The sequence below is a fragment of the Amycolatopsis sp. lyj-346 genome, assembly GCF_046548975.1.
In the GTDB taxonomy this organism is placed as follows: Bacteria; Actinomycetota; Actinomycetes; order Mycobacteriales; family Pseudonocardiaceae; genus Amycolatopsis.
In genome coordinates, this window is record NZ_JAJPWT010000009.1 from 290,328 (window position 1) to 316,323 (window position 25,996).

The window sequence follows — 25,996 nt, forward strand, 5'->3', positions numbered from 1 at the left end:
CGGACAATCCGACCGATCGTGTAAAGGTACAAAAAGATACCTTTTCTCGGGTTGACCCGGCTCGTGTCACCGGGTAGGAAGAACCCGCAAAGGATTCGTATCAAACCTTTGGGGCGACGGATGGCACGCAGGCGAGGCATGCTCACGCTCGACGAACTCCGGGCGCGCGTGGATGCGGGCACGATCGACACCGTGCTCGTCGCGCTCACCGACATGCAGGGCAGGCTGCAGGGCAAGCGCTGCTCGGCCGAGTACTTCCTGGACGAGGTCGTCGGCCACGCCACCGAGGCCTGCAACTACCTCCTCGCCGTGGACGTCGACATGAACACCGTCGACGGGTACGCCCTCTCCTCCTGGGACAGCGGGTACGGCGACTTCGTGCTGCGCCCCGACTTCGAAACCCTACGCGAGGTCCCGTGGCAGGAGGGCACCGCGCTGGTGCTGGCCGACGTCGAGCGCGTGCAGGGCGGGCCGGTGCCGGTGTCGCCACGCCAGATCCTGCGCCGCCAGCTCGACCGGCTCACCGAGCGGGGACTCGCCGCCTACGTCGGCACCGAGCTCGAGTTCATCGTCTTCGACGACACCTTCGAGGCCGCCTGGGACAAGCGCTACCACGGCCTCAAGCCCGCCAACCAGTACAACGTCGACTACTCGATGCTCGGCACCGCGCGGCTGGAGCCGCTGCTGCGCCGCATCCGCAACGACATGGCCGGCGCCGGGCTCTACCCCGAGTCCGCCAAGGGCGAGTGCAACCCGGGCCAGCAGGAGATCGCCTTCCGCTACACCGACGCCCTGAGCACGTGCGACAACCACAGCGTCTACAAGAACGGTGCCAAGGAGATCGCCGCGCAGGAGGGCAAGAGCCTCACCTTCATGGCGAAGTACAACGAGCGCGAGGGCAACTCCTGCCACATCCACATCAGCCTGCGCTCCACCGAGGGCCGCGCCGTGCTCGCGGGAGACGGCGAGCACGGCTTCTCGAAGCTGATGGAGCACTTCCTCGCCGGCCAGCTCGCCGCGCTGCACGAACTGACGTACTTCCTCGCGCCGAACGTCAACTCCTACAAGCGGTTCGTCCCCGGCAGCTTCGCGCCGACCGCGATCGCCTGGGGCACCGACAACCGCACCTGCGCGCTGCGCGTCGTCGGGCACGGCGAGTCGCTGCGCGTCGAGAACCGGGTGCCGGGCGGCGACGTCAACCCGTACCTCGCCGTGGCCGCGCTCATCGCCGCCGGGCTGCACGGCATCGAGAACGAACTGGAGCTCGAAGAGCCGTTCACCGGCAACGCCTACAACTCCGGCCGGGACACCGTGCCGACCACCCTGCCCGAGGCCGCCGCGGCCCTCGCGGGCAGCGACCTGGCGCGGTCGGCCTTCGGCGAGGACGTCGTCGACCACTACCTGAACGCGGCGAAGATCGAGATCGACGCCTACAACGCCGCCGTCACCGACTGGGAGCTGATCCGTGGCTTCGAACGGCTCTGACGCGCGGCCCGTCATCGGCCTCACCAGCTACCTCGAACCGGCGAAGTTCCTGGTCTGGGACACCCAAGCGGCACTGTTGCACCGGGTCTACGTCGACTGCGTCGTCGCGGCGGGCGGGATCCCGGTGCTGCTCCCGCCGGTGACCGACGCGCACGAGAAGCTCGTGTCCACTGTGGACGGCCTGGTGCTCACCGGCGGCGCCGACGTCGAGCCCGCGCGCTACGGCCACGAGCCGCACCCGGCCACCTACGTCCGGCCCGAGCGGGACGCGTTCGAGTTCGGCCTGTTCGAGGCCGCGCGCCGGGCGGGCAAACCGGTGCTCGGCGTGTGCCGCGGCCTGCAGGTGATGAGCGTCGCCCTCGGCGGCACCCTGGTCCAGCACCTGCCGGAGGCGAAGGAGACGACCGGGCACCAGCCGGCGCCCGCGACGTTCGGCCGGGGCACCGTCACGCTCGCCGAAGGCAGCCGGGCGGCGGCGATCCTCGGGCCCGAAACCAAGACCCTGTGCTACCACCACCAGGCGATCGACCGGCTCGGCGCCGGCCTGGAGGCCGTCGGGTGGGCCACCGACGGCACGATCGAGGCCGCGGAGGTGCCCGGCGAGTTCACGCTGGGCGTCCAGTGGCACCCCGAGCAGGACAGCGACGACGTCCGGCTGTTCGCCGCTCTCGTCGACGCGAGCAAGGAGAGGGCATGACCACCAGTTTCGACGTCCTGAACCCGGCCACCGAGGAGGTGGTGCGGACGGTCGCGCTGACCAGCGCCGAAGAGGCCGACGCGGCGATCGCCCGCGCGCACGCGGCGTTCCCGGCCTGGCGTGACGTCACCCCCGGCGACCGCGCGCGGCTGCTGCGCCGCTTCGCCGACGCCGTCGAGGCCGACATCGAGCACCTCGCGCGGCTGGAGGTCGAGAACTCCGGGCACACCATCGGCAACGCCCGCTGGGAAGCCGGCAACGTCCGCGACGTCCTCAACTACTACTCCGCCGCGCCGGAACGCCTGCTCGGCAAGCAGATCCCGGTGCCGGGCGGGATCAACGTCACCTTCCAGGAACCCCTGGGCGTGGTCGGCGTGATCGTGCCGTGGAACTTCCCGATGCCGATCGCCGGCTGGGGGTTCGCGCCCGCGCTCGCCGCCGGCAACACCGTGGTCCTCAAGCCCGCCGAGCTGACGCCGCTGACCGCGCTGCGGCTGGCCGAGCTGGCGCGCGAAGCGGGCATCCCCGAGGACGTCTTCCAGGTGCTGCCCGGCAAGGGGTCCGTGGTCGGACAGCGGTTCGTCGACCACCCGGGGGTGCGCAAGGTCGTCTTCACCGGCTCCACCGAGGTCGGCAAGCAGATCATGGCGGGCTGCGCGGCGCAGGTGAAGCGCGTGACGCTGGAGCTCGGCGGCAAGAACGCCAACATCGTCTTCGCCGACTCCGACCTGGAGAAGGCCGCGGCGACCGCGCCCTACGGCGTCTTCGACAACGCCGGCCAGGACTGCTGCGCGCGGTCGCTGATCCTGGTGCAGGCGAGCGCGTACGACCGCTTCATGGAGCTGCTGGAACCCGCGGTGCACGGCGTCGTCGTCGGCGACCCCGGCGACGAGAAGACCGAGATGGGCCCGCTGATCTCGGCCGCGCACCGCGAGAAGGTCGCCTCCTACGTGCCCGGCGACGCGCCCGTCGCGTTCCGCGGGACGGCACCCGATGGCCGCGGCTTCTGGTTCCCGCCGACCGTCCTCACCCCGCCGGACCTGCACCACCCGGCCGCGGCGGAAGAGGTCTTCGGCCCGGTCGTCGCCGTCGTGCCGTTCGCGGAGGAGGCCGACGCGATCCGGATGGCCAACGCGACCGAGTACGGCCTGTCCGGGTCGATCTGGACCCGTGACGCCGGCCGCGCGTTCCGGGTGGCGCGCGGTGTCGAAGCCGGCAACCTCTCGGTCAATTCGCACTCGTCGGTGCGCTACTGGACGCCCTTCGGCGGCTTCAAGCAGTCCGGCCTCGGACGCGAGCTCGGCCCGGACGCCGCCGCGGCGTTCACCGAAACCAAGAACGTCTTTCTGAGCACGGAGGAGTAATGGTCCAGCGTTTCGAAGGCCGCGTCGCGGTCATCACCGGCGGCGCGAGCGGCATCGGGCTCGCCTCGGCCCGCCGTCTGGCGAGCGAAGGCGCGAAGGTCGTCATCGCGGACCTCACGCCGGCCGAAGGCAAGGCGGCCGCCGACGAGATCGGCGGCGCGTTCATCCAGACCGACGTCACCGACGCCGAGCAGGTCGAGAACCTCTTCCACAGCACGGTCGAGCAGTTCGGCTCGGTGGACGTCGCCTTCAACAACGCCGGCATCTCGCCGCCGGAGGACGACTCCATCCTCACCACCGGCATCGAGGCGTGGGAGCGCGTGCAGCGGGTCAACCTGACGTCGGTGTACCACTGCTGCAAGGCCGTCCTGCCGCACATGCAACGCCAGGGACGCGGTTCCATCATCAACACCGCGTCGTTCGTGGCGGTGATGGGCGCGGCGACGTCGCAGATCTCCTACACCGCGTCCAAGGGCGGCGTGCTCGCGATGAGCCGCGAGCTCGGCGTGCAGTTCGCGCGGGAGAACATCCGCGTCAACGCGCTGTGCCCGGGCCCGGTGAACACCCCGCTGCTCAAGGAGCTGTTCGCGAAGGACCCGGAACGCGCGGCGCGGCGGCTGGTCCACGTGCCGGTCGGCCGGTTCGCCGAGCCGTCGGAGATCGCGGCCGCGGTCGCCTTCCTCGCCAGCGACGACGCCAGCTTCATCACGGCGTCGCAGTTCCTGGTCGACGGCGGCATCTCCGGCGCGTACGTCACCCCGCTCTAACGCTTGGTCGGTTTCTTGACGCCGTAGACCTCCCGCAGGTAGCTCCAGGCGGCGTTGAGCTTCTTGCGCTCTTCGGAGACCAGCCGTTCGCGGCGGCGCAGCACGCGGACGGCGATCTCGGAGGCGAGGAAGGCGCCGGCGGCGAAGGTCAGCACGCCGACGATCAGGGTCAGGGCGATGATGGTGGTGGTCATGGTGACCAGCGTCGGAGCGCCGTGGGCGATTTGTCCCTGCGCAAAGCTAGCGGGTTTCGTTAGTTTTGTGAGGTGACGCACTGGCGCGCCGACGAGTGGGCGGAAGCGGTCCGGGCCGGCATCCGTTCGCGGGGCCTGTCCCTGGACGAGGCCGCCCGGCGCATCGGCGTTCCGACGTCGACGCTGCGCAGCTGGATCGAGCACCGGCACGCGCCGAAGGTGACGGTGTTCGACCACTGGGCCGAGCTCGCCGCGGTCACCGGGCTCGGGGAGGCCGAGCTGCTGCGCGTCGCCGGGGTCCTGCCCGACTCGCTGGCTTCGCCGGTGCACGTCGCGCAGGCGGCGAAGGCGTTGCGGGAGGGCATCGACCGGGCCGGGCAGTTCCTCCGGCAGGCCACCGCGCTCGTCTACTCCTCACCCGGCACGCAGGTGGCGAACGCGATCGCGGCGTCGCCGATCGACTGGGAGATGCGGATCCGCTCGGCCACCCGCGGCGACGAGGTCCGCGTCACCTACCACCACTACGTCGGGATCGTGCCGCCGCGGGACCTGCCCCACGACGACGCCGAGGTGCGCCGGATCATCGAGCACGACGTCCTCGGCGAGCTGTGGCAGCCGCTCGGGCTGTACTGGCGGGTCGCCGAGGTGCACGACTGGCACGAGCCGCCCCGGCTGGTGATCCAGGTGCCCGAGCAGGAGGCGACGCGCCCGCCCGCGCCGTCGCCGGTCGTCGCCGCGCCGCCGGTGGTGGTGCTGTCGCCGATCTGGGGGTACGGCGAGCTGCTGGCGTCGCTGGTCGCCGACGGGCTCGGGTTCGGCAACGTCGACTTCCGCTACTTCGGCCTCCCGGACGCGATGGCCGACCGGGTCCGGATCACCGCCCGCGAGCTGGCCGAACCCGCGCCGCGGCTGGTGCACTCGGTACCGCCGATCATGCTGCTGCACGGCCTGGCCGTGCCGGACCTGACCGGACGGCTCCCGGTGGTCGTCCGGTACGGGCCGCGCATGCGTGCCCGGGCGGCCCGCATCTACCGCGAGCCGCTGCTCGAAGCCGGGTTCACGGACCCGCTGGACGGCGCTCGCGCGATCGAGGAAGCGGTCTCGGTCCCACCGGGGTGCGCGTACTTCGAGGTGACCATGGACGACGCCGACGTCTTCGACGGCGACCGCCCGTCCCTGGACCGGCTCAACGACTCGGTGGCCTGGCACGCCGAGCAGATCGTCGAGCAGGTCCTGCTGGGCGCGGGCCTGCCGCCGGTGCCACTGGGCGGGCCGCTGAAACGCCTGGTCCTGCCGTCGGGCCGGGTCCGCCGCCCACCCGCGCTGGCCGGGACGGTGGTCCGCCGCGGCCCCGGCGCACCGTGACCCGAGCGCCCCAAGGTGGCCTTGGTTGCGTTCAACGCACCGAAGGCCACCTTGGGGCGCTCGGGGGGTGGTCGAGGACTGATGTGGTGTTGGCCGGGTGACGTAGACGCCCGCGGGAAGTGCCGGGTACCGTAACCGCCACAACTGCAGATCGGGCCGTTGAGCCGAGGCGGGAGAGCCCTCACGAAGTCGGTGGGGCACCGAAGGAGCAAACTCCCCGGAATCTCTCAGGTACCTGCTACCGCTTCGCGCGAGGCCACTCTGGAAAGCAGGCGCACCCGCGCCTCACCCAAGGTGAAAGCCGCTGCACAGGCGGTGAAACTCTCAGGTGCCATGACAGAGGGGGAGTTCCAGCGCACCGTTCTGTCCGGTGCCCGGCCCAAGGAGCTCCCGATCACTTCCACGCAGTTCGACGCCCGCCACATCGGCCCGTCCGAGGCCGAAACCGCCAAGATGCTGGCCGAGTGCGGCTACGGCAGCCTGGACGCCCTCGTCGGCGCGGCCGTGCCGAGCGCCATCCGCGCCACTCGTGACCTGCGGCTCCCGCCCGCCGCGTCCGAAGAGGAAGCCACCGCGGAGCTGCGCGCGCTCGCCGCGCGCAACCGGCCGATGACGCAGATGATCGGCCTCGGCTACTCCGACACCGTCACCCCCGGCGTCATCCGCCGCAACGTGCTGGAGAACCCGGCCTGGTACACCGCGTACACGCCGTACCAGCCGGAGATCTCGCAGGGCCGCCTCGAAGCCCTCCTCAACTTCCAGACCATGGTCGCCGACCTGACCGGCCTGGCCACCGCGAACGCGTCGCTGCTGGACGAGTCGACCGCCGTCGCCGAAGCCGTCACGCTGATGCGCCGCGCGTCGAAGTCCAAGTCGAACAAGGTCGTGCTGGACGCCGAGTGCCTGCCGCAGACCATCGCCGTCGTGCGCACCCGCGTCGAGGCCCTCGGCATCGAGGTCGAGGTCCGCGACCTGCTGACCGGCCTGCCCGAGGACTTCTTCGGCGTCGTCGTCCAGTACCCGGGCGCCTCCGGCGTGCTGCGCGGCCGCGGCTTCTACCACGCGATTTCCGAGTCGGCGAAGGCCGCGGGTGCGCTGTTCACCGTCGCCGCCGACCTCCTCGCGCTCACCCTGATCACCTCGCCCGGCGAGTTCGGTGCCGACGTCGCCGCGGGCTCGACCCAGCGCTTCGGCGTCCCGCTCGGCTACGGCGGCCCGCACGCCGGGTACATGTCCGTCCGCGCGGGCCTCGAGCGCTCGCTGCCCGGGCGCCTGGTCGGCGTCTCGGTCGACGCCGACGGCAACCCGGCCTACCGGCTCGCGCTGCAGACGCGTGAGCAGCACATCCGCCGCGAGAAGGCGACGTCCAACATCTGCACCGCGCAGGTCCTGCCGGCCGTGCTCGCCGCGATGTACGCGGTCTACCACGGTCCGGACGGCCTCAAGCGGATCGCCCGGCGGGTCCACGGCCTGGCCGCGGGCTTCGCGGACGCTCTCCGCAAGACCGGCGTCGAGGTGGTGCACGAGTCCTTCTTCGACACGGTCGTCGCGCGCGTCCCCGGCCAGGCCGCCGAAGTCCACGCCGCCGCCCGTGCGGCCGGCATCAACCTCGGTCACGTCGGCGCCGACCACGTCCGCGTCGCCTTCGACGAGGTCAGCACCCCCGCGATCACCGCGGAGGTCCTCAAGGCCTTCGGGGTCGGAGAAGACGTCCAGGACGGCGTCGCGCTCCCCAACGGCCTGGCCCGCGAGAGCGGCTTCATGGGCCACGAGGTCTTCGGCACGCACCGCTCCGAGACGGCGATGCTGCGCTACCTGCGCCGGCTGTCCGACCAGGACTACGCGCTCGACCGCGGCATGATCCCGCTCGGCTCCTGCACGATGAAGCTCAACGCCACCGCCGAGATGGAGCCGATCAGCTGGCGCGAGTTCGCCGGCATCCACCCGTTCGCCCCGGCCGGGGACGCCGAGGGCTACCACGTCCTCGTGGCGCAGCTGGCCGAGTGGCTGGCCGAGGTCACCGGCTACGACAAGGTGTCGCTCCAGCCGAACGCGGGCAGCCAGGGCGAACTCGCCGGCCTCCTCGCGATCCGCGCGTACCACCGCGCGAACGGCGACGAAGCCCGGGACGTCTGCCTGATCCCGTCGTCCGCGCACGGCACCAACGCCGCGTCCGCGGTGCTCGCCGGGATGCGCGTCGTGGTGGTCAAGTGCACCGACGAGGGCAACGTCGACCTGGCCGACCTGCGGTCCAAGGTGGACACCCACAAGGACACGCTCGCCGCGATCATGGTGACCTACCCGTCGACCCACGGCGTGTACGAGCACGACATCGACGAGCTGGCCAAGATCGTCCACGACGGCGGCGGCCAGGTGTACGTCGACGGCGCGAACCTCAACGCCCTGCTCGGCCTGGCCAAGCCGGGCGAGTTCGGCGGCGACGTCTCGCACCTCAACCTGCACAAGACCTTCTGCATCCCGCACGGCGGTGGCGGCCCGGGCGTCGGCCCGGTCGCGGTGCGCGCGCACCTCGCGCCGTACCTGCCGAACCACCCGCTGCTCGACGCCGCCGGCCCGGAGACCGGCGTCGGCCCGATCAGCGGCGCGCCCTACGGCTCGGCGTCGATCCTGCCGATCTCCTGGGCCTACGTCCGGATGATGGGCGCGCCCGGCCTGACCGCGGCCACCGAGGTCGCCGTGCTGGCCGCGAACTACGTCGCTTCCCGCCTGGGGCCGCACTACCCGGTGCTCTACACCGGCCAGGACGGCCTGGTCGCGCACGAGTGCATCCTCGACCTGCGGCAGCTCACCAAGGAGACCGGCGTGACGGTCGACGACGTCGCCAAGCGGCTCATCGACTACGGCTTCCACGCGCCGACGATGTCCTTCCCGGTCGCGGGCACGCTGATGGTCGAGCCGACCGAGTCCGAGGACCTGGGCGAGATCGACCGGTTCTGCGACGCGATGATCGCCATCCGCGCCGAGATCGACGAGGTCGCGAACGGCAAATGGAGTGCGGAGGAGTCGCCGCTGCGCGGGGCGCCGCACACCGCCGAGACGCTGGTCGGGGAGTGGGACAAGCCGTACAGCCGTGAGCTGGCCGTCTACCCGGCCGGGGTGTCGCGGAAGAACAAGTACTGGCCGCCGGTGCGGCGCATCGACGGCGCCCGCGGTGACCGCAACCTCGTGTGTTCCTGCCCGCCCCTCAACGCTTACGAAGGCTGATCCCGTCTTGAATCACACAGCGTCGAAAGAGACCTCCCTCCACGGAGTCCACAAGGGACTCGGTGCGCTGTTCACCGACTTTGCCGGCTGGTCGATGCCGGTCCGCTACGCCAGCGAGCTGGCCGAGCACAAGGCCGTCCGCGAGGCGGCCGGGCTGTTCGACCTCTCGCACATGGCCGAAATCCACGTCACCGGCAAGCAGGCGGCCGACGTCCTGGACTACGCGCTGGTCGGCAACCTCACCGGGGTCAAGCCGGGCCGGGCGCGGTACACGATGATCTGCAACGCCGAAGGCGGCGTGCTGGACGACCTCGTCGTCTACCGGCTGGCCGACGAGCACTACCTGGTCGTCGCGAACGCGGGCAACGCGAAGGTCGTCGCCGACGCACTGGACGAGCGGGTCGCGGGCTTCGACGCGGTGGTGGACGACCGGTCGGAGACGACCGCGCTGATCGCCGTCCAGGGCCCGAACGCCGCGGCGATCCTCGGCGCCGTGACCGGCGCCGACCTGGCCGCCCTCAAGTACTACGCCGGCGTCCCGGCGTCGGTGAAGGGCCACGACGTCCTGCTCGCCCGCACCGGCTACACCGGCGAGGACGGCTTCGAGCTGTTCGTCGACGCGGACGAGGCACCCGCGTTGTGGCGCCTGCTGATGGACGCCGGCGAGCCGCACGGCCTGGTCCCGGCGGGCCTCGCCTGCCGCGACACGCTGCGGCTCGAAGCCGGGATGCCGCTGTACGGCAACGAACTCACCGTCGGGCAGAGCCCGTTCGAGGCCGGGCTCGGGCGGGTCGTCAAGTTCGAGAAACCGGGTGACTTCGTCGGCCGCGCCGCCCTCGAAGAGCGGTCCAAGGCCGACGTCCCGCGCGTGCGGGTCGGGCTGAAAGGCGCCGGCCGCCGGGCCCCGCGCCACGGCTACCGGCTCCTGGCCGGCGACACCGAAATCGGCGAAGTCACCAGTGGCGCGTTGTCGCCGACGCTGGGTTACCCGATCGCCATGGCGTACGTCGATCGGGCGTACGCCGAGCCCGGCACCGAACTTTCCGTCGACATCCGGGGCAGGATCGAACCCGTCGAGGTCGTCGCCCTGCCCTTCTACTCCCGCGCGTAAGGACTTTTCCCTGTGAGCATCCCCGAGAACCTGCAGTACACCAAGGAACACGAGTGGCTGAGCCTGGACGGCGACGTCGCCACCGTCGGCATCACCGCCTTCGCCGCCGAGTCGCTCGGTGACATCGTGTTCGTCCAGCTGCCCGAGGCCGGGTCGGCCATCACCGCGGGCGAGGTGTTCGGCGAGGTCGAGTCGACCAAGTCGGTCAGCGAGCTGTACGCGCCGGTCTCCGGCGAGGTCGTCGAGGTGAACGGCACCACATCGGACACCCCCGAGGTCATCAACTCCGACCCGTACACCGAAGGATGGCTGCTGAAGGTGCGTCTGACCGGGGACGTGCCGGACCTGCTCGACGCCGCCGCGTACGCCGCGCTCACCCAGGAGAACTGATGACGACTTTCGACGCCCACCTCGCCGACGTCGACCCCGAGGTCGCCGCGGCCGTCGCGGACGAGCTGACCCGCCAGCAGTCGACCCTGGAGATGATCGCCTCCGAGAACTTCGCCCCGGTGGGCGTGCTCGAAGCGCAGGGTTCGGTGCTGACCAACAAGTACGCCGAGGGCTACCCGGGCCGCCGCTACTACGGCGGCTGCGAGCACGTCGACGTCGTCGAGCAGCTCGCCATCGACCGCGCCAAGGCCCTGTTCGGCGCCGAGCACGCCAACGTCCAGCCGCACTCGGGTGCGCAGGCCAACGCGGCCGCGATGTTCGCCGTGCTCAAGCCGGGCGACACCATCCTCGGCCTCGACCTGGCGCACGGCGGCCACCTGACGCACGGGATGAAGATCAACTTCTCGGGCAAGCTCTACAACGTCGTCGCCTACCACGTCGACAAAGAGACCGGGATCGTCGACCTCGCCGAGATCGAGCGCCTCGCGGTGGAGCACAAGCCGAAGCTCATCATCGCCGGCTGGTCGGCGTACCCGCGTCAGCTCGACTTCGCCGAGTTCCGCCGCATCGCCGACCTCGTCGACGCTCGTCTCATGGTGGACATGGCGCACTTCGCCGGGCTGGTCGCGGCCGGGCTGCACCCGTCGCCGGTGCCGCACGCCGACATCGTCACCACGACCACCCACAAGACCCTCGGCGGCCCGCGCGGCGGGCTGATCCTGTGCCGCGAGGAGCTGGCGAAGAAGATCAACTCGGCGGTGTTCCCCGGCCAGCAGGGCGGGCCCCTGGAACACGTCATCGCGGCCAAGGCCGTCGCGCTGAAGATCGCCGCGAGCGAGGAGTTCAAGGAGCGTCAGCAGCGCACCCTCGAAGGCTCGCGCATCCTGGCTTCGCGGCTGTCGCAGGACGACTGCGCCGCCGCGGGGGTGCGGGTGCTCACCGGCGGCACCGACGTCCACCTGGTGCTGGTCGACCTGGTCCAGTCCGCCTTGGACGGGCAGCAGGCCGAGGACCGGCTGCACGAGGTCGGCATCACGGTCAACCGCAACGCCGTCCCGTTCGACCCGCGCCCGCCGATGATCACCTCCGGCCTGCGGATCGGCACGCCGGCGCTGGCCACCCGCGGCTTCCGGACCGAAGACTTCACCGAGGTCGCCGACGTCATCGCCGAGGCCCTCAAGCCGGACTTCGACGACGCCGTGCGGGCCAAGCTCCGCGACCGCGTCGAGACGCTGGCGAAGAAGCACCCGCTGTACGCGGACCTTTCCCGATGAGCGCCCAGCCCGAGGGCCGGAAGCTGTTGCGTCTCGAGGTTCGCAACAGTGAGACGCCGATCGAGAAGAAGCCGTCGTGGATCAAGACGCGGGTGCGGATGGGTCCGGAGTTCACGGAGCTCAAGGGTTTGGTGCGGCGTGAGGGTTTGCACACGGTGTGCGAGGAGGCCGGTTGTCCCAATATCTATGAGTGCTGGGAGGACCGTGAGGCCACGTTCTTGATCGGTGGGGATCAGTGCACGCGGCGGTGTGATTTCTGTCAGATCGATACGGGTAAGCCTGCTGCGTTGGACACTTCCGAGCCGCGGAAGGTGGCGGAGTCGGTGCAGGCGATGGGGTTGCGGTATTCGACGGTGACCGGTGTCGCCCGGGATGATCTGCCCGACGGTGGTGCGTGGTTGTATGCGGAGACTGTGCGGCAGATTCACGCGTTGAACCCGGGTACGGGTGTGGAGTTGTTGATCCCGGACTTCAACGCCGACCCGGCGCAGCTTGCGGAGGTTTTCGGGTCGCGGCCGGAGGTTCTTGCGCACAACGTGGAAACAGTTCCGCGGATTTTCAAACGCATTCGTCCGGGATTCCGCTACGCTCGGTCCCTGGAAGTCATCACGGCCGCGCGTGAAGCGGGTCTGGTGACGAAGTCCAACCTGATCTTGGGCATGGGCGAGACGCCGGACGAGGTGGCTCCGGCGATGCAGGACCTGGTCGACGCCGGGTGCGAGATCCTGACGATCACGCAGTACCTGCGGCCTTCTGCGCGGCATCACCCGGTCGATCGGTGGGTGAAGCCGGAAGAGTTCGTCGAGCACTCCAAGGCTGCCGAGGCGATGGGCTTCGCCGGGGTGATGGCCGGGCCGCTGGTGCGTTCGTCGTACCGCGCGGGACGGCTCTACGCCCAGACCAAGCGTTACCGTGGAGAAGAGCTGCCGGAAAACCTGGCGCACCTCGCCGACCAGGGCCCGGCCTCGCAAGAGGCCAGCTCGCTGCTGGCCCGATAGGAAGGGGCGGATCAATGGCGATCAGCGTCTTCGACCTGTTTTCCATCGGCATCGGCCCGTCGAGCTCCCACACCGTCGGGCCGATGCGGGCGGCACGGACCTTTGTGGACGGACTCGGCGCCGAGCTCGCCTCGGTGTCCCGCGTCCAGGCCGAGCTGTTCGGCTCGCTCGGCGCGACCGGCTTCGGCCACGGCAGCGACAAGGCCGTCCTGCTCGGGCTGTCGGGTGAGCGTCCCGAAGAGATCGACACCGAGACCGTGCCGGGCCGAGTCGCGGACATCCGCGCGTCCGGGCGGCTGCTGCTCGGCGGCACGCACGAGATCGCGTTCGACGAGGACACCGACCTCACCATGCACCGCCGCAAATCCCTGCCCGCCCACCCGAACGGCATGGTGTTCCGCGCGTTCGACGCCGGCGGTGCGCTGCTGCGCGAGCGCACGTACTACTCGGTGGGCGGCGGCTTCGTCCGCGACGAGTCGTACGAGACGGACACGGTGTTCGTCGAGGACTCGACGCCGGTGCCGTACCCGTTCCGCACCGGCGCGGACCTCCTGGCGCACTGCGCGTCGACGGGCTTGCCCATCAGCGAGATCATGCTGGCGAACGAGCTGTCGTGGCGTTCGCGCGACGAGATCCGGGACGGGCTGCTGCGGATCTGGGCGGTCATGGCGGAGTGCGTCCGCAACGGCTGCACGCACGACGGCGTCCTGCCGGGCGGCCTGAAGGTCCCGCGGCGGGCCCGCTCACTGCACGAAAAGCTCCTGGCCGAGGACGGCGCGGACGATCCGCTGTACGCGATGGACTGGGTGAGCCTGTACGCGCTCGCCGTCAACGAGGAGAACGCGGCGGGCGGCCGGGTGGTGACGGCCCCGACCAACGGCGCGGCGGGCATCATCCCGGCGGTGCTGCACTACTACCAGCGCTTCATCCGGCACTCGACCGACGACGGCATCGTGACGTTCCTGCTCACGGCGGCCGCGATCGGCTCGATCCTCAAGCAGACGGGCTCGATCTCCGGTGCGGAGGTCGGCTGCCAGGGCGAGGTCGGCTCGGCCTCGGCAATGGCGGCGGCGGGCCTGACGGAGGTGCTGGGCGGAAGTCCGGCCCAGGTCGAGAACGCGGCCGAGATCGGGGTCGAGCACCACCTCGGCCTGACGTGCGACCCGGTGGGCGGCCTGGTCCAGATCCCGTGCATCGAGCGCAACGCGGTGGGCGCTTCGAAGGCGATCCACGCGGCGCGCATGGCGATGCGCGGCGACGGCAGCCACGTGGTGACGCTGGACAAGGCGATCAAGACGATGCGCGAGACGGGCGCGGACATGAGCGTGAAGTACAAGGAGACGGCCCGAGGCGGGCTGGCGGTGAACGTCATCGAGTGCTGACCCCACCGGAGCTTTCACGTGAAAGTGCCCCGGGTGGGGTCCTCCGGCTTCACGGCCAGCCGCAAGCCGACTTCGACCAGGCGCCAGCCCAGTTGCTGTTTCCGGGTTCCCGGGGTTCGGCTCGGCGTTGCGCGGCCCGGTGGGCGGTTGCGCACGCCGCGGCGCAGCTCGCCTTCGCGTTCGTGGACCAGGTCCTCGGCCATCAAGAAGTGCACCGGATCGCCCCCTGCGTCGATGTTCGGTGTCGGTGACCCCATCGTCGCCGGGAGTGGCCGTCCGGTGCCACCGGTTTTCCGCCCCGCGAACGCGGGTCGCGAACACAGGGTGATGATCGCCCCGGTCCGCGCCCGCCCGTGGCCGGCCGGACAGCGCCTAGACTCGCGGGATGGAGTCGACCTCGGTGGTGAACGCCGGCGAAGCGCTGTTCCGGCCGGTGCGCACCGGCAACGCCTTCGAGGAGACCGTCGAGCGGTTGCTGCAGGCGATCCGGCTGGGGGTCGTCGGCGCGGGGGAGCGGCTGCCGTCCGAGCGGGAGCTCGCCGAACGGCTCGGCGTCAGCCGCGTCACCCTGCGCGAGGCCATCCGGGCGCTCTCCGACGCCGGTTACGTCGAGTCACGCCGGGGGCGCTACGGCGGCACGTTCGTGAACGAAAGCCTGCCCTCGCCGGCCGAGCGGTCACCCAGCGGCAAGGTCGACGTCGTTTCGCTGGAAGACGCGCTGAGCCTGCGGTACGTCCTCGAGACCGGCGCCGCCGAGATGGCCGCCGCGCGGTCGCTGAGCCCGGCCGACCGGCAGCACCTCACCGGCACGCTCGCCGAGGCGGCGGGCGCGGACCTCGACGACTACCGCCGGAAGGACTCCCGGCTGCACCTGGCCATCGCCGAGGTGACCGCGTCCGGCTCGCTGACCACGGCGATGGCCGACGCCCGCACCCGCGTCAACCAGCTGCTCGACCGGATCCCCCTGCTCCCGCCCAACCTCGAGCACTCGAACGCCCAGCACGAGGCGATCGTGGACGCCATCCTGGCCGGCGACGCGCCCGCCGCGCGCCGGGCGATGGCCGAGCACATCGAGGGCACGGCCTCGCTGCTGCGCGCGTTCCTCTCCTGAGCTTCCCGGGTTTCGACGGATTCGCCTTCACAGGATTCGAACAACCCTCGGTGCTTCTCCACAGAACCTTTTCACCCGTCCGGCCGTCATCCATTCGTGACCTTGCCGACGGAGGAAGAAGCCGAAACCCCCGCGAAGCCGGACACCGGGCGGTGGGGCCGCGTCCGGCGGATCGCCGGCTGGACGTTCGCCGTCCTGATCGGCGGCCCGTTGATCGCCTTCTGGGTCGCCTACCTCGTGCTCGACGTCCGCAGTCCGCGTGAAGTGCTGGCCGGGCTCGACAAGACCGTCGTCCTGCACTACGCGGACGGGTCCGAGCTGCTCAAGGTGATCCCGGCCGACGGCGACCGGAGGTTCGTCCCCTACTCGCAGGTGCCCGCGAAGCTGCGGGACGCGATCATCGCCACCGAGGACCCGACCTTCTGGGACAACCAGGGCTTCGACCCGACCGGCATCGGCCGCGCCTTCCTCACCGGCGTCGGCGGTGGCTCGGGGATCACCCAGCAGTACATCAAGAAGTCCACCGGCGACGAAGACGCGACGCTCTGGCGCAAGTTCGCCGAGCTCGTCCTGGCCACGAAGATCACCCAGGAGCAGAACAAGGAACAGATCTTCGAAAGCTACGTCAACATCATCTCCTTCGGGCGCGGCACGTTCGGTCCCGCCGCGGCGATGAACGCCTACTTCGGCAGGCCGCTCGACGACTCCATCACCTGGAGCGAAGCCGCGTTCCTCGCCGGGATGATCCAGTCCCCGTCGGTGCACGACCCCGCCGCCTCCGGTGACGTCCACGCCACCCGGCGCTGGCAGTACGTGCGCGACAAGCTCGTGAGCCGCGGGTACGTGACCGGCGACGAGAAGATGGCCTACCCCGGCAACGAGATCCAGCCGCCGTCGGAGACCCGCGCGGGCCGCGTCACCTACGACGAGTTCCACATCAAGCAGCAGGTCCTCGCCGAGCTGGAACAGGACGGCTTCCCGCTCGGCCGGCTCCAGCAGGGGAACATGACGGTCGAGACGACGCTGGACCGCAGCCGGCAGGATGCCGCGAAGAAAGCACTGCGGGACAGGCTGAACGGCGAGCCGCCGGAGTTCCGCGGGGCCGTCGTCGCGATCGACCCGGCGACCGGGGCCGTCCGCGCCTACCACGGCGGTGGCCAGGGCGTCCGCGACTACGCGGGCACCCCGCACGCGCTCGGCACGGCGTTCCACCCGTTCACCCTCACCGCGGCCCTGCGCCGCGGCTACGGCGTGGACCGGCCGATCCCGTCGCCGTCGAAGCTGACGTTCCTCGGCGAGAACTTCCAGTACCCGGACGTCTGCGGCCCGAAGTGCACCCCGCGCACGGCGATGGAAACGCACGCCGACGGCCCCTTCGTCGCGCTGGCGAAGAAACTGGGCCCGGACGCGCTGAGCGAGGCCGCCCGGCTGGCCGGCATCCCGGACGCCGTCGACGGCGTCCCGACCCTGCGCGAGAAGGACGGTTTCCTGATCGGGCCGGGCATCGCCATCGGCCGGTACCCGCTGCGGCCGCTGGACGTGGCCGGGGCCTACGCGACCTTCGCCGCCGAAGGCCGGCGCGCCACCCCGCACCTGGTGGCGAAGGTGCGCGACGAAAGCGGCGCGGTCGTCTGGGAACACCCGGACAGCGCGGCTCCGGCCTTCGGCGACGAGAGCCGCCGCATCGCCGCCGAGGTCACCGAGACGCTGGGCACGGTGCTGCCCGGCGGCCGCCCGGCGGCGCTGCGCACCGGCGAGGCCGAGCACGGCACCAGCCCGGACAACCAGGACGCCTGGGCCGTCGGCTACACCCCGCAGCTGGCGACGGCGGTCTGGGTCGGCTCCGACGACGAGCGGCGGCTCAAGGACGCGAGCGGCCGGAAGCTGACCGGCGACGTCGTCCCGGCCGACGTCTGGCGCGCGTTCATGACGGCCGCGCACGGGGGACCGCCGCCCGTGACGCGGCCCGTGCGGTGAGTCAGCGGACCAGGGCCAGCACGAACCCGTCGTGCCCCTTGCCGCCGACGGTCTGGACGGCGGTCGCGTCGATCCGGTCCTCGGCGGCCAGCAGGGCGAACATCTCGCGGGCGCCGCGGACGTTCGGGTCGTCGCTGCCCGCGTCGGCCACCCGGCCCCGCCGGACGACGTTGTCGACGACGATCGTCGTCCCCGGCCGGGAGAGCGCCAGCGAGGCACGCACGTAGTTCGCGAGGTTGGCCTTGTCGGCGTCGATGAACACGAAGTCGAACGGCCCGGTCAGCGTGGGCAGCGTGTCGAGCGCGGCGCCGACCCGGATGTCGGCGACGTCCTCGCCGAAGCCCGCCCGCGCCAGGTTCGCCTTGGCGACCTCGGCGTGCTTCGGCTCGTACTCGCACGTCACGAGCTTGCCGCCGGGCGGCAGCGCGCGGGCGAGCCAGATGGTGCTGTACCCGCCGAGCGTGCCGATCTCCAGGATCGTGCGCGCCCCGGCGAGCCGGGCCAGCAGGTTGAGGAGCTTGCCCTGGTTGGGCGCGACGGCGATCGGCGGCAGCCCGGCGGCGTCCGCGTCGGCCAGCGCGGCGTCGAGCACCGGGTCGGGGGCGAGCAGCGCGCCGGCGAGGTAGTCGTCGACTTCGGTCCAGGTCTGGTCGGTCATGGCACCTCCACGATCAATTTAGCCCGGATGGGATCATGCTCGCCGACGGCGTTTCGGCGGAAAGGTGACCATGGACGACTACCGCGTCGTCGCGGACGCCCTCGCCGCCGACATCGAAGCCGGCCGGCTGCGTCCCGGCGACCGGCTCCCGCCCCAGCGCCGCTTCGCGCGGGAGCGCGGCATCGCCGGCTCCACGGCCGCCCGCGTCTACGGCGAGCTCGTCCGGCGCGGCCTCGCGGTCGGCGAGGTCGGCCGCGGCACGTTCGTCCGCGCGGCCAAGCCGCCGCCCGAACCCGCCCTCGCCGAGCCCGGCGACGCCCGCGTCGACCTCGAGCTCAACTTCGCCGTCCTGCCGGAGGAGTCGGCGCGGCTGGCCCGCGCGCTGGAACCGCTGCTGCGCGAAGACGTCCTGACCGCGGCCCTGCACCCGATCGGTGCCGCGGGCACCCCGGTGGCCCGCGAGGCGGCGGCCGGGCTGCTCGCCCGCGGCGACTGGCGCCCGGACCCGGCGACGGTGCTGTTCACCGGCAACGGCAGGCAGGCGCTGGCGGCCTCGATCGCCGCGTTCGTCCCGGTCGGCGAGCGGCTCGCGGTGGAATCGCTGACGTACCCGGTGGTGAAGGCCCTCGCGGCGCGCCTCGGCGTGGAGCTGGTGCCGATCGAGACCGACTCCGCCGGGCTGGTGCCGTCGGCGCTCGCCGCGGCCGGGCCGGTGCGCGCGCTCTACGTCCAGCCGACCCTGCACAACCCGCTCGGCACGACGATGCCACCGCAGCGCCGCGCCGAGCTGGCCGAGGTCGCGGCCCGCCTGGACCTGCCGGTGATCGAGGACGGCATCTACACGTTCCTGCGGGACGACGTCCGCCCCTTCGCCGCGTACGCGCCGGAGCGCACGGTGTTCGTCGACAGCCTGTCCAAGCGGGTGGCGCCGGGGCTGACGGCGGGTTTCCTGGTGTCGCCGCCGTCCTGGACCGCGCGGCTGGCGTCGTCGGTGCGTTCGGGCGCCTGGGCCGCGTCGCGCTTCGCCGTCGAGGCGGCGACGCAGTGGATCGTGACGGGCACCCTCGCCGGGATCGAGGCGGCGAAACGGCGTGACGCGGCCGCGCGGGCGGCCGTGGTGGCGGAGAAGCTGCCGGGCCTGCGCGGCGACCCGGCGTCGTACCACCGCTGGTGGGAGCTGCCGGAGCACTGGCGGGCGGAGACGTTCGTCGCGGCGGCGGCCCGCCGCGGGATAGCGCTGTCCCCGGCGGCGGCGTTCGCGGTCCTGCCCGGGCACGCCCCGAACGCGGTGCGGATCGCGGTGTCGGCCCCGCCGGTGCCGGCGCTGGCCACGGCGCTCGACGTCCTGGCGGACCTGGCGAGCGGCCACCCGGACGACCTGCTGACCGACTGACGGCGCCGTGGCCCGGGGTCAGGGCGCGTACTTGCCCACGAAGCTGCCGCAGGTCACCACGCGGCCGGTGAGCCGGGCCTGGATCGCCGTCTCCAGCCCCAGGTACGTGAACACCGGCGTGTCGGGCGGCACCTCCGGCGGCACCGGGCCGCCGGTGGCCAGCAGCCCGGTCGGGACCGTCTGGAACAGCACCAGGTACCCGCCTTCGCGGTTGAGCTCCGCCGTCTTCGCGAGCATCCGCTCCGGGGCGTCGCCCACGATCTCCAGCGGCAGCGGCCACTCCAGCGGGAACGGGTTGCGCAGGCCGAACGCCGGGTAGGCGAACGCGTTGTCCGGCAGGACCGCCGTCCGGCGGGCCGGGAAGCGGTCCACGCAGTCGCGGATCTGCTGCACGTACCGGAACGTCGACGGGTTCGTGCGGATGCCGGACATCGCCGGGGTGACCGCCCCGAGGTCCTCGGTCAGCCGGTCGTGCCCGAGGTCGAGGTAGGCCGCCTGGTCGTGGCGCGCGACGACGACCCAGCCGCAGACCGCCACCGCCACACACCCGGCCGTCGCGGTGACCCAGCGCGGGGCCAGCCGCGGCCGGGGCGGGACGAGGTGGCTCAGCAGCAGCAACGCCGTCAGCGCCAGGGTGCCGGTGAGCAGCGTCGGCGTGTCGTTGCCCCAGGACAGGCTGGTCATGAACCCGGTGGCGAGCACGAGCAGCCCGGCCCACGGCACCTTCCGCCGCACGGCCGCGTACACCGGCACGCTGACCGCGACGATCCACCACAGGACGTCCGCCCAGCGCGAGGAGCCGGTGAACCGGCCGTCGACGACGGTCCAGACCACCGCCGCGGCGCCGGCGAACACCAGCACCCAGGACGCCACCCGCCCGGCCGCGCCGAGCCGGTCACCGGGCAGCCGGACGGCCAGCAGCACCACGGCGATCGCGGCGAAGAAGCTCAGCTCCCGCACGGGTGCCCTGGTCAGCACCTCCGGGTCGTCGAGCCACAGCCCGAGCAGCCGCTGGCCGTACGCGGGCACGCCGCCGGTGAGCTGCTCGACCATCTCCGTGAAACCGCCGCCGAGGCCGACCCACGCCACGTACGCCAGCCCGGGGGCGCCGAGCGCCAGGAGGTCGAGGACCAGCCGCCGCCACCAGTTCGCCGTGCGCAGCGCGCCCGCCCGCGTCGCCGGGTGCAGCAGCAGCCAGAGCACGCCGATCACCGCGGCCAGCGCGAAGCTCTGCTTGACGAACACCGCGCAGCCGAGCAGCACCAGCCCGCCGCGGCGGGCGAACGCGCGGCCGCTGCCCAGGCCCGCGTCCAGTGCCCAGGCGCCGCACGCGGTGAGCGCGATGCCGTCCACGGTGTGCCAGGCCATCAGGGGGAAGGCGTTGAGGTTGATCAGCGACGCGGCCGCGACCATCGCCGTCATGCCCGGGCCCCACTCGAGCACGCGGCGCCGTGTGACCAGCGCGGCGAACGCGATGGTGGCCACCACGATCTCGATCATGGACAGGAAGCTGGAGCCGAAGAACAGCGGCATCGGCAGCACGTAGTCGGCGACGTGCAGCACCGCGGACCCCAGCGGGCGGGCGGAGATGATGTCGGCGTGCGGGACTTCGCCGTGCAGCACGCGCCACGCCTGGGCGAGGATGAAGCCCTGGTCGGAGGGGTGGAAGCCGAAGCGGCCGACGCGGAGTTCGGTGGCCAGCGCGAGCAGCAGCACCCAGCCGGCGTGGATGCTCCAGCGCAGCAGCGGCCGGGTCGGCCGGTGCGCCGCGGGTGCCGTGGCGACGTGCGCAGGACTCGCCACGTCCACGCCCCGCCCGCCTTCCGCTCCCGATCACACCCGGGAAGCGATGGTAGCGGCCGGGGCGCGCACCCGGCGGACCGGTGCGAACGCCACCCCGGGGTGACCGGGGTGGCGTTCGCACCGACGTCACCCGAGGGTGCGCCGCGCGGTGCCGATCACGGCCGTCTTGTCGTTCGCCGCGCTGCGTTGCCCTGTGCTGGATACCGGCATTTCGAACTCCCCAGTTGAAGCCCGTACGGGTGTACGGGACTCGCGCGAGGTTAGAAGCAGCGTCGGGTGCGTGCCACCGTTTCGGCGGAATTCGCGAAAATCAGGCACGACGGCGCCAGATGAGGCGGGTCACCGCCGCCGCGACCGACGCCGGCGCGGACGGGCGGGGAAGACCGCGTGCCTCGGGCGCGGACTCCGGCATCGCCCGGTAGGCCAGGTGCGCGGCGAACCGGGCCAGCCGCGGCGCGGCGAGCGTCGCCAGTTCGGCGGCACGGCCTTCGGGGAGGCTGAGGATTTCCGGCCGCTCCTCGCACGCCTGCACCACCAGCGCCGCGGCGCGTTCCGGGCTGCTGGACGGGATCCCGCGGTAGCCGGTCGGCGCGATCATCGGCGTCCGGACCAGTGGCATCCGCACCGACGTGAACGTGACGCCGTCCGAAAGCGTCTCGCGTCCGGCGCTCAGCCCGAACTCCTCCAGTGCCGCCTTCGACGCCAGGTAGGCCGAGAAGCGCGGCGTGTCGGTCTGCAGGCCCTGGGTCGTCACGTTGACGACGTGGCCGAACCGGCGGGCGGCCATCGACGGCAGGAAGCCGAGGACCAGCCGCACCGGGCCGAAGTAGTTGATCGCCATCGTGCGCTCGAAGTCGTGGAACCGCTGTGTGGACAGCGCGACCGAGCGCCGGATCGACCGGCCGGCGTTGTTCACCAGCACGTCCACCGCGCCGTGGTCGCCGAGCACGTCCTTGACCAGCGCGTCGACGGCGTCGCCGTCGGTGAGGTCGCACGGGTACGCCGCGGCGGCGCCCCCGGCCGCGACGATTTCCGCCAGCAGTTCTTCCAGCTCGGCGGCGCGGCGGGCCACGAGGATCACCTTCGCGCCCTTGCGTGCCACGGCGAGCGCCGATGCCCGGCCGATCCCGGACGACGCGCCGGTGATCAGCACCGTCCGCCCGGCCAGGCCGTGGGTGCGGCGCGCGCGGTCGGGGTCGAGGCAGGCCTGCCAGTACCGGTAGAGCGGCGCGGCGTAGTCCCGCAGCTCCGGGAGTTCGATGCCGCTGCCGGACAACGCCGTCGTGGTGCGCGCGGTGTCGAAGACGACGTCCATGGTCAGGTGCGGCAGCACGGCCAGGGGGACGCCCAGTTCCTCGAGGACGGCCGCGCGGGCACCCCGGCCGCCGGGCACGCGGTCGATCCCGGCCGCGGCCGCGTGGGCCAGGCGCCCGCCCGCGCGCCGCAGCGCGCCCGACGGCCCGGCGGGCAGCACGGCCCGGATCTCCGGTCCGCCGGCGGCGCGCGCGAAGGCGTTGTAGACGGAGCCGAGTGACTGCGGGCGCGCGGCGGCGAGGTGGTAGGTCGTCCCGGAGGGCGCGTCCCGGTGCATCAGGTGTTCCATCGCTTCGACGACGTAGTCGACCGGAACCAGGTTCGTCGCGCCCAGGTCGGGCGCGGCCAGCGGGAGCCGCCGGGGCAGGGCCGCCAGCCGCGAGATGGCCGGGAGGAAGTAGTAGGGCCCGTCGACCTTGTCCATCTCGCCGGTGCGCGAGTCGCCGACGACGGCCGAAGGCCGGTAGACGCGGAAGGGCAGCGGCTGCTCGCGGACGAGCTTTTCGGCCTGGAACTTCGTCGCGTGGTACGGCGAGCCGAAGCGCTGGCCGAGGTCGAAGTCGGTCTCGGTGAACCGCCCGGCGTGGTTGCCGGCGACGGCGATCGACGACACGTGGTGCACCAGGCCCGCTTGCGCCGCGGCGGCGAAGGCCAGCAGGTGGCGGGTGCCCTCGACGTTGGCGCGCCGGTTGGCCTCCTCGCCGGCGGTCAGGTCGTAGATCGCGCCGAGGTGGACGACGTGGTCGAGGTGGGGCAGTCCGGCGGGGTCGGCGCCGAGCCGGGGTTCGGCGAGGTCGCCGAGCACCGGGTGCAGCTTGTCCGCGCCCGGCCAGTCGCGCGCCAGGCCGGCCAGGCGCTCGCGGGAGGTCTCCCGCACCAGTGCGTACACCGCGGACGTCTCCGGCCGCCGCAGCAGCCGGGCGACCAGGCGTTTCCCGATGAAGCCCGTCGCGCCCGTCACGAAGTAGGTCGTCATGGCCGGTCCCTTCTCGTCGGGACGGACTCTAACCTACTGAAAAGTAGGAACGGTAGTTGTCAGTGTTCGCGGGGGTCGGCCCCCCGAAGGGGCTCCACCCCCTCGGAACCCCCGGATCAGGTTTCCTCGTCGTCGGTCGTCGCCACGACGGCGTCCCGCAGCGCGGCCCGCAGCCGTCCGACGTCGAGCGGCCCGAGCACCGCCGCTTCGCCCGGCGGCGCGACCAGCACCACCTTGTCGTTGCTGACGAACACCGTCACGTCCCTGCGCCTGCCGGCCAGATCCCGGCAGCCGATCGACCACTCGCCCCGACTCATGGTCGCCGCCCTCGCTTCCCTTGTCGTGGTCGTGCTCCGAACGAGGGTGGGAGCGGCCCCCGGCGGCGCTATGACGCGGGTTCACCCGATCTGCCTACTCGCGGGTTTTGTCTTGCGCTTTGCGGCTTTTCGGCGTACTTACGGGTCGTCGCGCGGCCGGTTCGGGAGTAGCGTCCGGATCACAAGCCATCTCTGGGAGGTATGGATGTCGGAACCGCGGAAGATCGTCATCGTCGGTGCGGGCCTCGGTGGGGCATCCGCGGCGGCCGCGGTGCGAGAACGCGGTTACACCGGCGAAATCCTCTTGCTGGGCGCGGATCCGCACCGCCCGTACGAGCTGCCCCCGCTGTCGAAGGGCGTGCTGCTCGGCAACGCCGACGAACCGGACTGGGTGCACGAAGAGAAGTTCTACGCCGAGAAGGACATCCGCTTCGGCGCCGGCGTCACGGCGACCCGGATCGAGCTCGGCGCCCGGCTGGTGCTGGACGACGCGGGCGGCGAGCACGGCTACGACCGGCTCGTGCTGGCGACCGGCTCGCGGCCGCGCCGGCTGCCCGTGCCCGGCGGCGACCTGCCCGGGCTGTACACGCTGCGCACCCTCGACGACGCGCTCAAGCTGCGTTCGGCGTTCGCCGCGGCCGGGCACGTGGTGATCGTCGGCGCCGGCTGGATCGGCTCCGAAGCGGCCGCGGCGGCCCGGACGCACAACGCGGAGGTGACGGTCGTCGACCCGGTGCCGGTGCCGCTGGCGAACGTCGTCGGCGAGACGGTCGGCGGGGTGTTCCGGGACCTGCACGTCTCGAACGGCGTGCACTACCGCCTGGGCGAGCAGGTCGCGGAGATCACGGGCGGCCCGGACGGCGTCCGAGGCGTCCGCCTGGGCAGCGGCGAAGAGCTGACGGCGGACGTGGTCCTGATCGCGGTCGGCGCGGTCCCGAGGGTGGAGCTGGCCCACGCGGCGGGCTTGGAGCTCTCCGACGACGGCGGCGTGTCCGTGGACGCGGGCCTGCGCACGGCGGCCCCCGACGTCTACGCGGTGGGCGACATCGCGGCCCACTTCCACCCGCGGTTCGGCCGCCGGGTCCGCGTGGAGCACTGGGCGAACGCGAAGGACCAGGGCACGCACGTGGCGCAGAACCTGCTGGGCGGAAACGAGCCGTTCGTGGCGTCGCCGTACTTCTTCACCGACCAGTACGACCTGGGCTGCGAGTACCGCGGCCTCGCGGACCCGGCTTCGGACGAGCTGGTGGTCCGGGGCGACCTGGCTTCGCGGGAGTTCACGGCGTTCTGGCTGCGCGAGGGCGAAGTGGCGGCGGCGATGAACGTGAACATGTGGGACGACGGCGACGCGCTGGGCGCGTTGGTCGACGGCCACGCGAAGGTGACGGCGGAGCAGCTCAAGACGGCCGACCTGGCGTCGCTCACCTGAGGTGTTCGCGGATCAGGGCGTCGAGCCGTCGCCAAGCGGGTGACGACGCGTTGACCGCACCCTGCACCAGCGCCGGGATCGCGGAACCCTGGTCGTAGGCGGGCAGATCGTCGCCGTAGCGCGCGCGGGTCGCGGTGACGATCTTCCCGGCCAGGGCGTCGACGCGCGGGTCGTGCGGATCGGCGTCGTGCACCTGGTCGTACTCGAGGACCAGCGAGAGCAGCGCCGGGTCGGCGACCATCGCCGCCTGGTCGCGGAAGTTCGTGCGAGCCGTCTCCGGGTGGGTGGCGAACACCAGGGTCCACAGGTCGTTCTGCAGCGTCACCCAGCGTTCGCTGAACCCGAGGCCCGGCAGGCGGGCGAGGTGGGCCACCACCTCGTCCGGCAGAGGGGAGAGGCGGCCGTCGGCCAGCTGCCGGAGGCGCTGCCGGGTGGTCTGCAGGGCCTGGATCCGCGCGGCGAGGTCGTCGTCGATCTGCCGGAGCGCCGCCGCGAGCCCGTCACCGCCGCGGAGTTCGCGGATCCGGGCCAGCGGGACGCCGGCCTCGGCGAGCGTGCGGATCTTGATCAGCTCGACGGCGTCGGAAGCGCGGTAGCGGCGGTAGCCGGACGCGTCGCGTTCCGGCTCGGGCAGCAGGCCCTTCGCGTGGTAGACGCGGATCGTCTTGGTCGTCACGCGGGCGTACCGGGCGAGCTGTCCGATGGTGAGCACGCGGCCATCCTCGCACTTGACCTTGCCCCAGGGGCAAGGTTGCATGCTGGCTCC

General features: G+C 72.0%; 22 protein-coding genes and 1 riboswitch. Of the genes, 15 read left to right on the forward strand and 7 right to left on the reverse strand.

From position 1 onward, the window contains the following. Window positions 1–120: 120 nt before the first annotated feature. The 4 genes from ACLJQE_RS26345 to ACLJQE_RS26360 are packed head-to-tail and all read left to right on the forward strand — an operon-like array spanning window position 121 to window position 4,313. On the forward strand, window positions 121–1,485 hold the full coding sequence (locus ACLJQE_RS26345) for a glutamine synthetase family protein (protein ID WP_410642029.1): 1,365 nt from the start codon (window positions 121–123) through the stop codon (window positions 1,483–1,485). Beyond that, window positions 1,466–2,182: a gamma-glutamyl-gamma-aminobutyrate hydrolase family protein gene (locus tag ACLJQE_RS26350; RefSeq protein ID WP_410642030.1), complete on the forward strand. Its 717-nt coding sequence runs from the start codon at window positions 1,466–1,468 to the stop codon at window positions 2,180–2,182. The genes ACLJQE_RS26345 and ACLJQE_RS26350 overlap by 20 nt, the downstream gene beginning before the upstream one ends. Continuing rightward, the gene (locus ACLJQE_RS26355) at window positions 2,179–3,546 is read left to right on the forward strand and encodes an aldehyde dehydrogenase family protein (protein ID WP_410642031.1); all 1,368 of its coding nucleotides are present in this window, start codon (window positions 2,179–2,181) and stop codon (window positions 3,544–3,546) included. The genes ACLJQE_RS26350 and ACLJQE_RS26355 overlap by 4 nt, the downstream gene beginning before the upstream one ends. Beyond that, window positions 3,546–4,313: a 3-oxoacyl-ACP reductase gene (locus tag ACLJQE_RS26360; RefSeq protein WP_410642033.1), complete on the forward strand. Its 768-nt coding sequence runs from the start codon at window positions 3,546–3,548 to the stop codon at window positions 4,311–4,313. Before ACLJQE_RS26355 ends, ACLJQE_RS26360 begins: the two co-directional genes overlap by 1 nt. Here ACLJQE_RS26360 and ACLJQE_RS26365 read toward each other — a convergent pair. Continuing rightward, window positions 4,310–4,507: a hypothetical protein gene (locus tag ACLJQE_RS26365; protein ID WP_410642034.1), complete on the reverse strand. Its 198-nt coding sequence runs from the start codon at window positions 4,505–4,507 to the stop codon at window positions 4,310–4,312. The two genes, ACLJQE_RS26360 and ACLJQE_RS26365, sit on opposite strands and share 4 nt — an antisense overlap. A 72-nt stretch (window positions 4,508–4,579) precedes the next feature. On the opposite strand from ACLJQE_RS26365, the gene ACLJQE_RS26370 reads away from it, so the two are divergent. From ACLJQE_RS26370 to ACLJQE_RS26400, 7 genes are all read left to right on the forward strand, one after another. Further along, a complete protein-coding gene (locus ACLJQE_RS26370; protein ID WP_410642035.1) occupies window positions 4,580–5,872 on the forward strand; it encodes a helix-turn-helix domain-containing protein in 1,293 nt (430 codons plus the stop codon). Window positions 5,873–6,123: 251 nt separating this feature from the next. Continuing rightward, window positions 6,124–6,222, forward strand: a riboswitch (glycine riboswitch). Between the two features lie 43 nt (window positions 6,223–6,265). Beyond that, a complete protein-coding gene (gene gcvP / locus ACLJQE_RS26375) occupies window positions 6,266–9,097 on the forward strand; it encodes an aminomethyl-transferring glycine dehydrogenase (protein ID WP_410642130.1) in 2,832 nt (943 codons plus the stop codon). 7 nt (window positions 9,098–9,104) lie between these two features. Continuing rightward, window positions 9,105–10,208 carry a glycine cleavage system aminomethyltransferase GcvT gene (gcvT, locus tag ACLJQE_RS26380; protein ID WP_410642036.1) on the forward strand — a complete coding sequence of 368 codons (1,104 nt, stop codon included), beginning with the start codon at window positions 9,105–9,107 and terminating at the stop codon, window positions 10,206–10,208. A 12-nt stretch (window positions 10,209–10,220) separates the two neighbouring features. Beyond that, a complete protein-coding gene (gene gcvH, locus ACLJQE_RS26385) occupies window positions 10,221–10,598 on the forward strand; it encodes a glycine cleavage system protein GcvH (RefSeq protein ID WP_410642037.1) in 378 nt (125 codons plus the stop codon). After that, window positions 10,598–11,872, forward strand: a complete 1,275-nt coding sequence (gene glyA, locus ACLJQE_RS26390) for a serine hydroxymethyltransferase (RefSeq protein ID WP_410642038.1) — start codon at window positions 10,598–10,600, stop codon at window positions 11,870–11,872. The genes gcvH and glyA overlap by 1 nt, the downstream gene beginning before the upstream one ends. Continuing rightward, on the forward strand, window positions 11,869–12,870 hold the full coding sequence (lipA, locus tag ACLJQE_RS26395; protein ID WP_410642039.1) for a lipoyl synthase: 1,002 nt from the start codon (window positions 11,869–11,871) through the stop codon (window positions 12,868–12,870). The genes glyA and lipA overlap by 4 nt, the downstream gene beginning before the upstream one ends. Before the next feature lie 14 nt (window positions 12,871–12,884). Next, complete coding sequence (locus ACLJQE_RS26400; protein ID WP_410642040.1) at window positions 12,885–14,252, forward strand: L-serine ammonia-lyase; 1,368 nt, start codon at window positions 12,885–12,887, stop codon at window positions 14,250–14,252. A 14-nt stretch (window positions 14,253–14,266) separates the two neighbouring features. Here the strand turns inward: ACLJQE_RS26400 and ACLJQE_RS26405 are convergent, their stop codons facing one another. Continuing rightward, complete coding sequence (locus ACLJQE_RS26405) at window positions 14,267–14,467, reverse strand: hypothetical protein (protein WP_410642041.1); 201 nt, start codon at window positions 14,465–14,467, stop codon at window positions 14,267–14,269. Between the two features lie 170 nt (window positions 14,468–14,637). On the opposite strand from ACLJQE_RS26405, the gene ACLJQE_RS26410 reads away from it, so the two are divergent. Next, window positions 14,638–15,363, forward strand: a complete 726-nt coding sequence (locus ACLJQE_RS26410) for a FadR/GntR family transcriptional regulator (RefSeq protein ID WP_410642042.1) — start codon at window positions 14,638–14,640, stop codon at window positions 15,361–15,363. A gap of 96 nt (window positions 15,364–15,459) precedes the next feature. Then, entirely contained in the window at window positions 15,460–17,340 is a 1,881-nt protein-coding gene (locus ACLJQE_RS26415) for a transglycosylase domain-containing protein (RefSeq protein ID WP_410642043.1), read from the forward strand. 1 nt (window position 17,341) lies between these two features. Here ACLJQE_RS26415 and ACLJQE_RS26420 read toward each other — a convergent pair whose 3' ends face one another. After that, the gene (locus ACLJQE_RS26420) at window positions 17,342–17,998 is read right to left on the reverse strand and encodes an O-methyltransferase (protein ID WP_410642044.1); all 657 of its coding nucleotides are present in this window, start codon (window positions 17,996–17,998) and stop codon (window positions 17,342–17,344) included. A gap of 70 nt (window positions 17,999–18,068) precedes the next feature. Between ACLJQE_RS26420 and ACLJQE_RS26425 the strand changes: the two genes are divergently transcribed. Beyond that, window positions 18,069–19,391: a PLP-dependent aminotransferase family protein gene (locus ACLJQE_RS26425; RefSeq protein ID WP_410642045.1), complete on the forward strand. Its 1,323-nt coding sequence runs from the start codon at window positions 18,069–18,071 to the stop codon at window positions 19,389–19,391. An 18-nt stretch (window positions 19,392–19,409) separates the two neighbouring features. Here ACLJQE_RS26425 and ACLJQE_RS26430 read toward each other — a convergent pair whose 3' ends face one another. The 3 genes from ACLJQE_RS26430 to ACLJQE_RS26440 all read right to left on the reverse strand — a co-directional run bounded on the left by ACLJQE_RS26430 (window position 19,410) and on the right by ACLJQE_RS26440 (window position 23,801). Next, complete coding sequence (locus ACLJQE_RS26430) at window positions 19,410–21,200, reverse strand: hypothetical protein (protein WP_410642046.1); 1,791 nt, start codon at window positions 21,198–21,200, stop codon at window positions 19,410–19,412. A 304-nt stretch (window positions 21,201–21,504) separates the two neighbouring features. Continuing rightward, window positions 21,505–23,484, reverse strand: a complete 1,980-nt coding sequence (locus tag ACLJQE_RS26435) for an SDR family oxidoreductase (RefSeq protein ID WP_410642047.1) — start codon at window positions 23,482–23,484, stop codon at window positions 21,505–21,507. 116 nt (window positions 23,485–23,600) lie between these two features. Next, window positions 23,601–23,801 carry a hypothetical protein gene (locus tag ACLJQE_RS26440; protein ID WP_410642048.1) on the reverse strand — a complete coding sequence of 67 codons (201 nt, stop codon included), beginning with the start codon at window positions 23,799–23,801 and terminating at the stop codon, window positions 23,601–23,603. A 205-nt stretch (window positions 23,802–24,006) separates the two neighbouring features. Here ACLJQE_RS26440 and ACLJQE_RS26445 point away from each other — a divergent pair, with 205 nt between their 5' ends. Further along, a complete protein-coding gene (locus ACLJQE_RS26445; RefSeq protein WP_410642049.1) occupies window positions 24,007–25,230 on the forward strand; it encodes an NAD(P)/FAD-dependent oxidoreductase in 1,224 nt (407 codons plus the stop codon). On the opposite strand, the gene ACLJQE_RS26450 is transcribed toward ACLJQE_RS26445, so the two are convergent. Further along, window positions 25,223–25,942, reverse strand: coding sequence for a MerR family transcriptional regulator (locus ACLJQE_RS26450; RefSeq protein ID WP_410642050.1), 720 nt, complete (start codon window positions 25,940–25,942; stop codon window positions 25,223–25,225). The genes ACLJQE_RS26445 and ACLJQE_RS26450 overlap by 8 nt on opposite strands. Window positions 25,943–25,996: the final 54 nt, after the last annotated feature.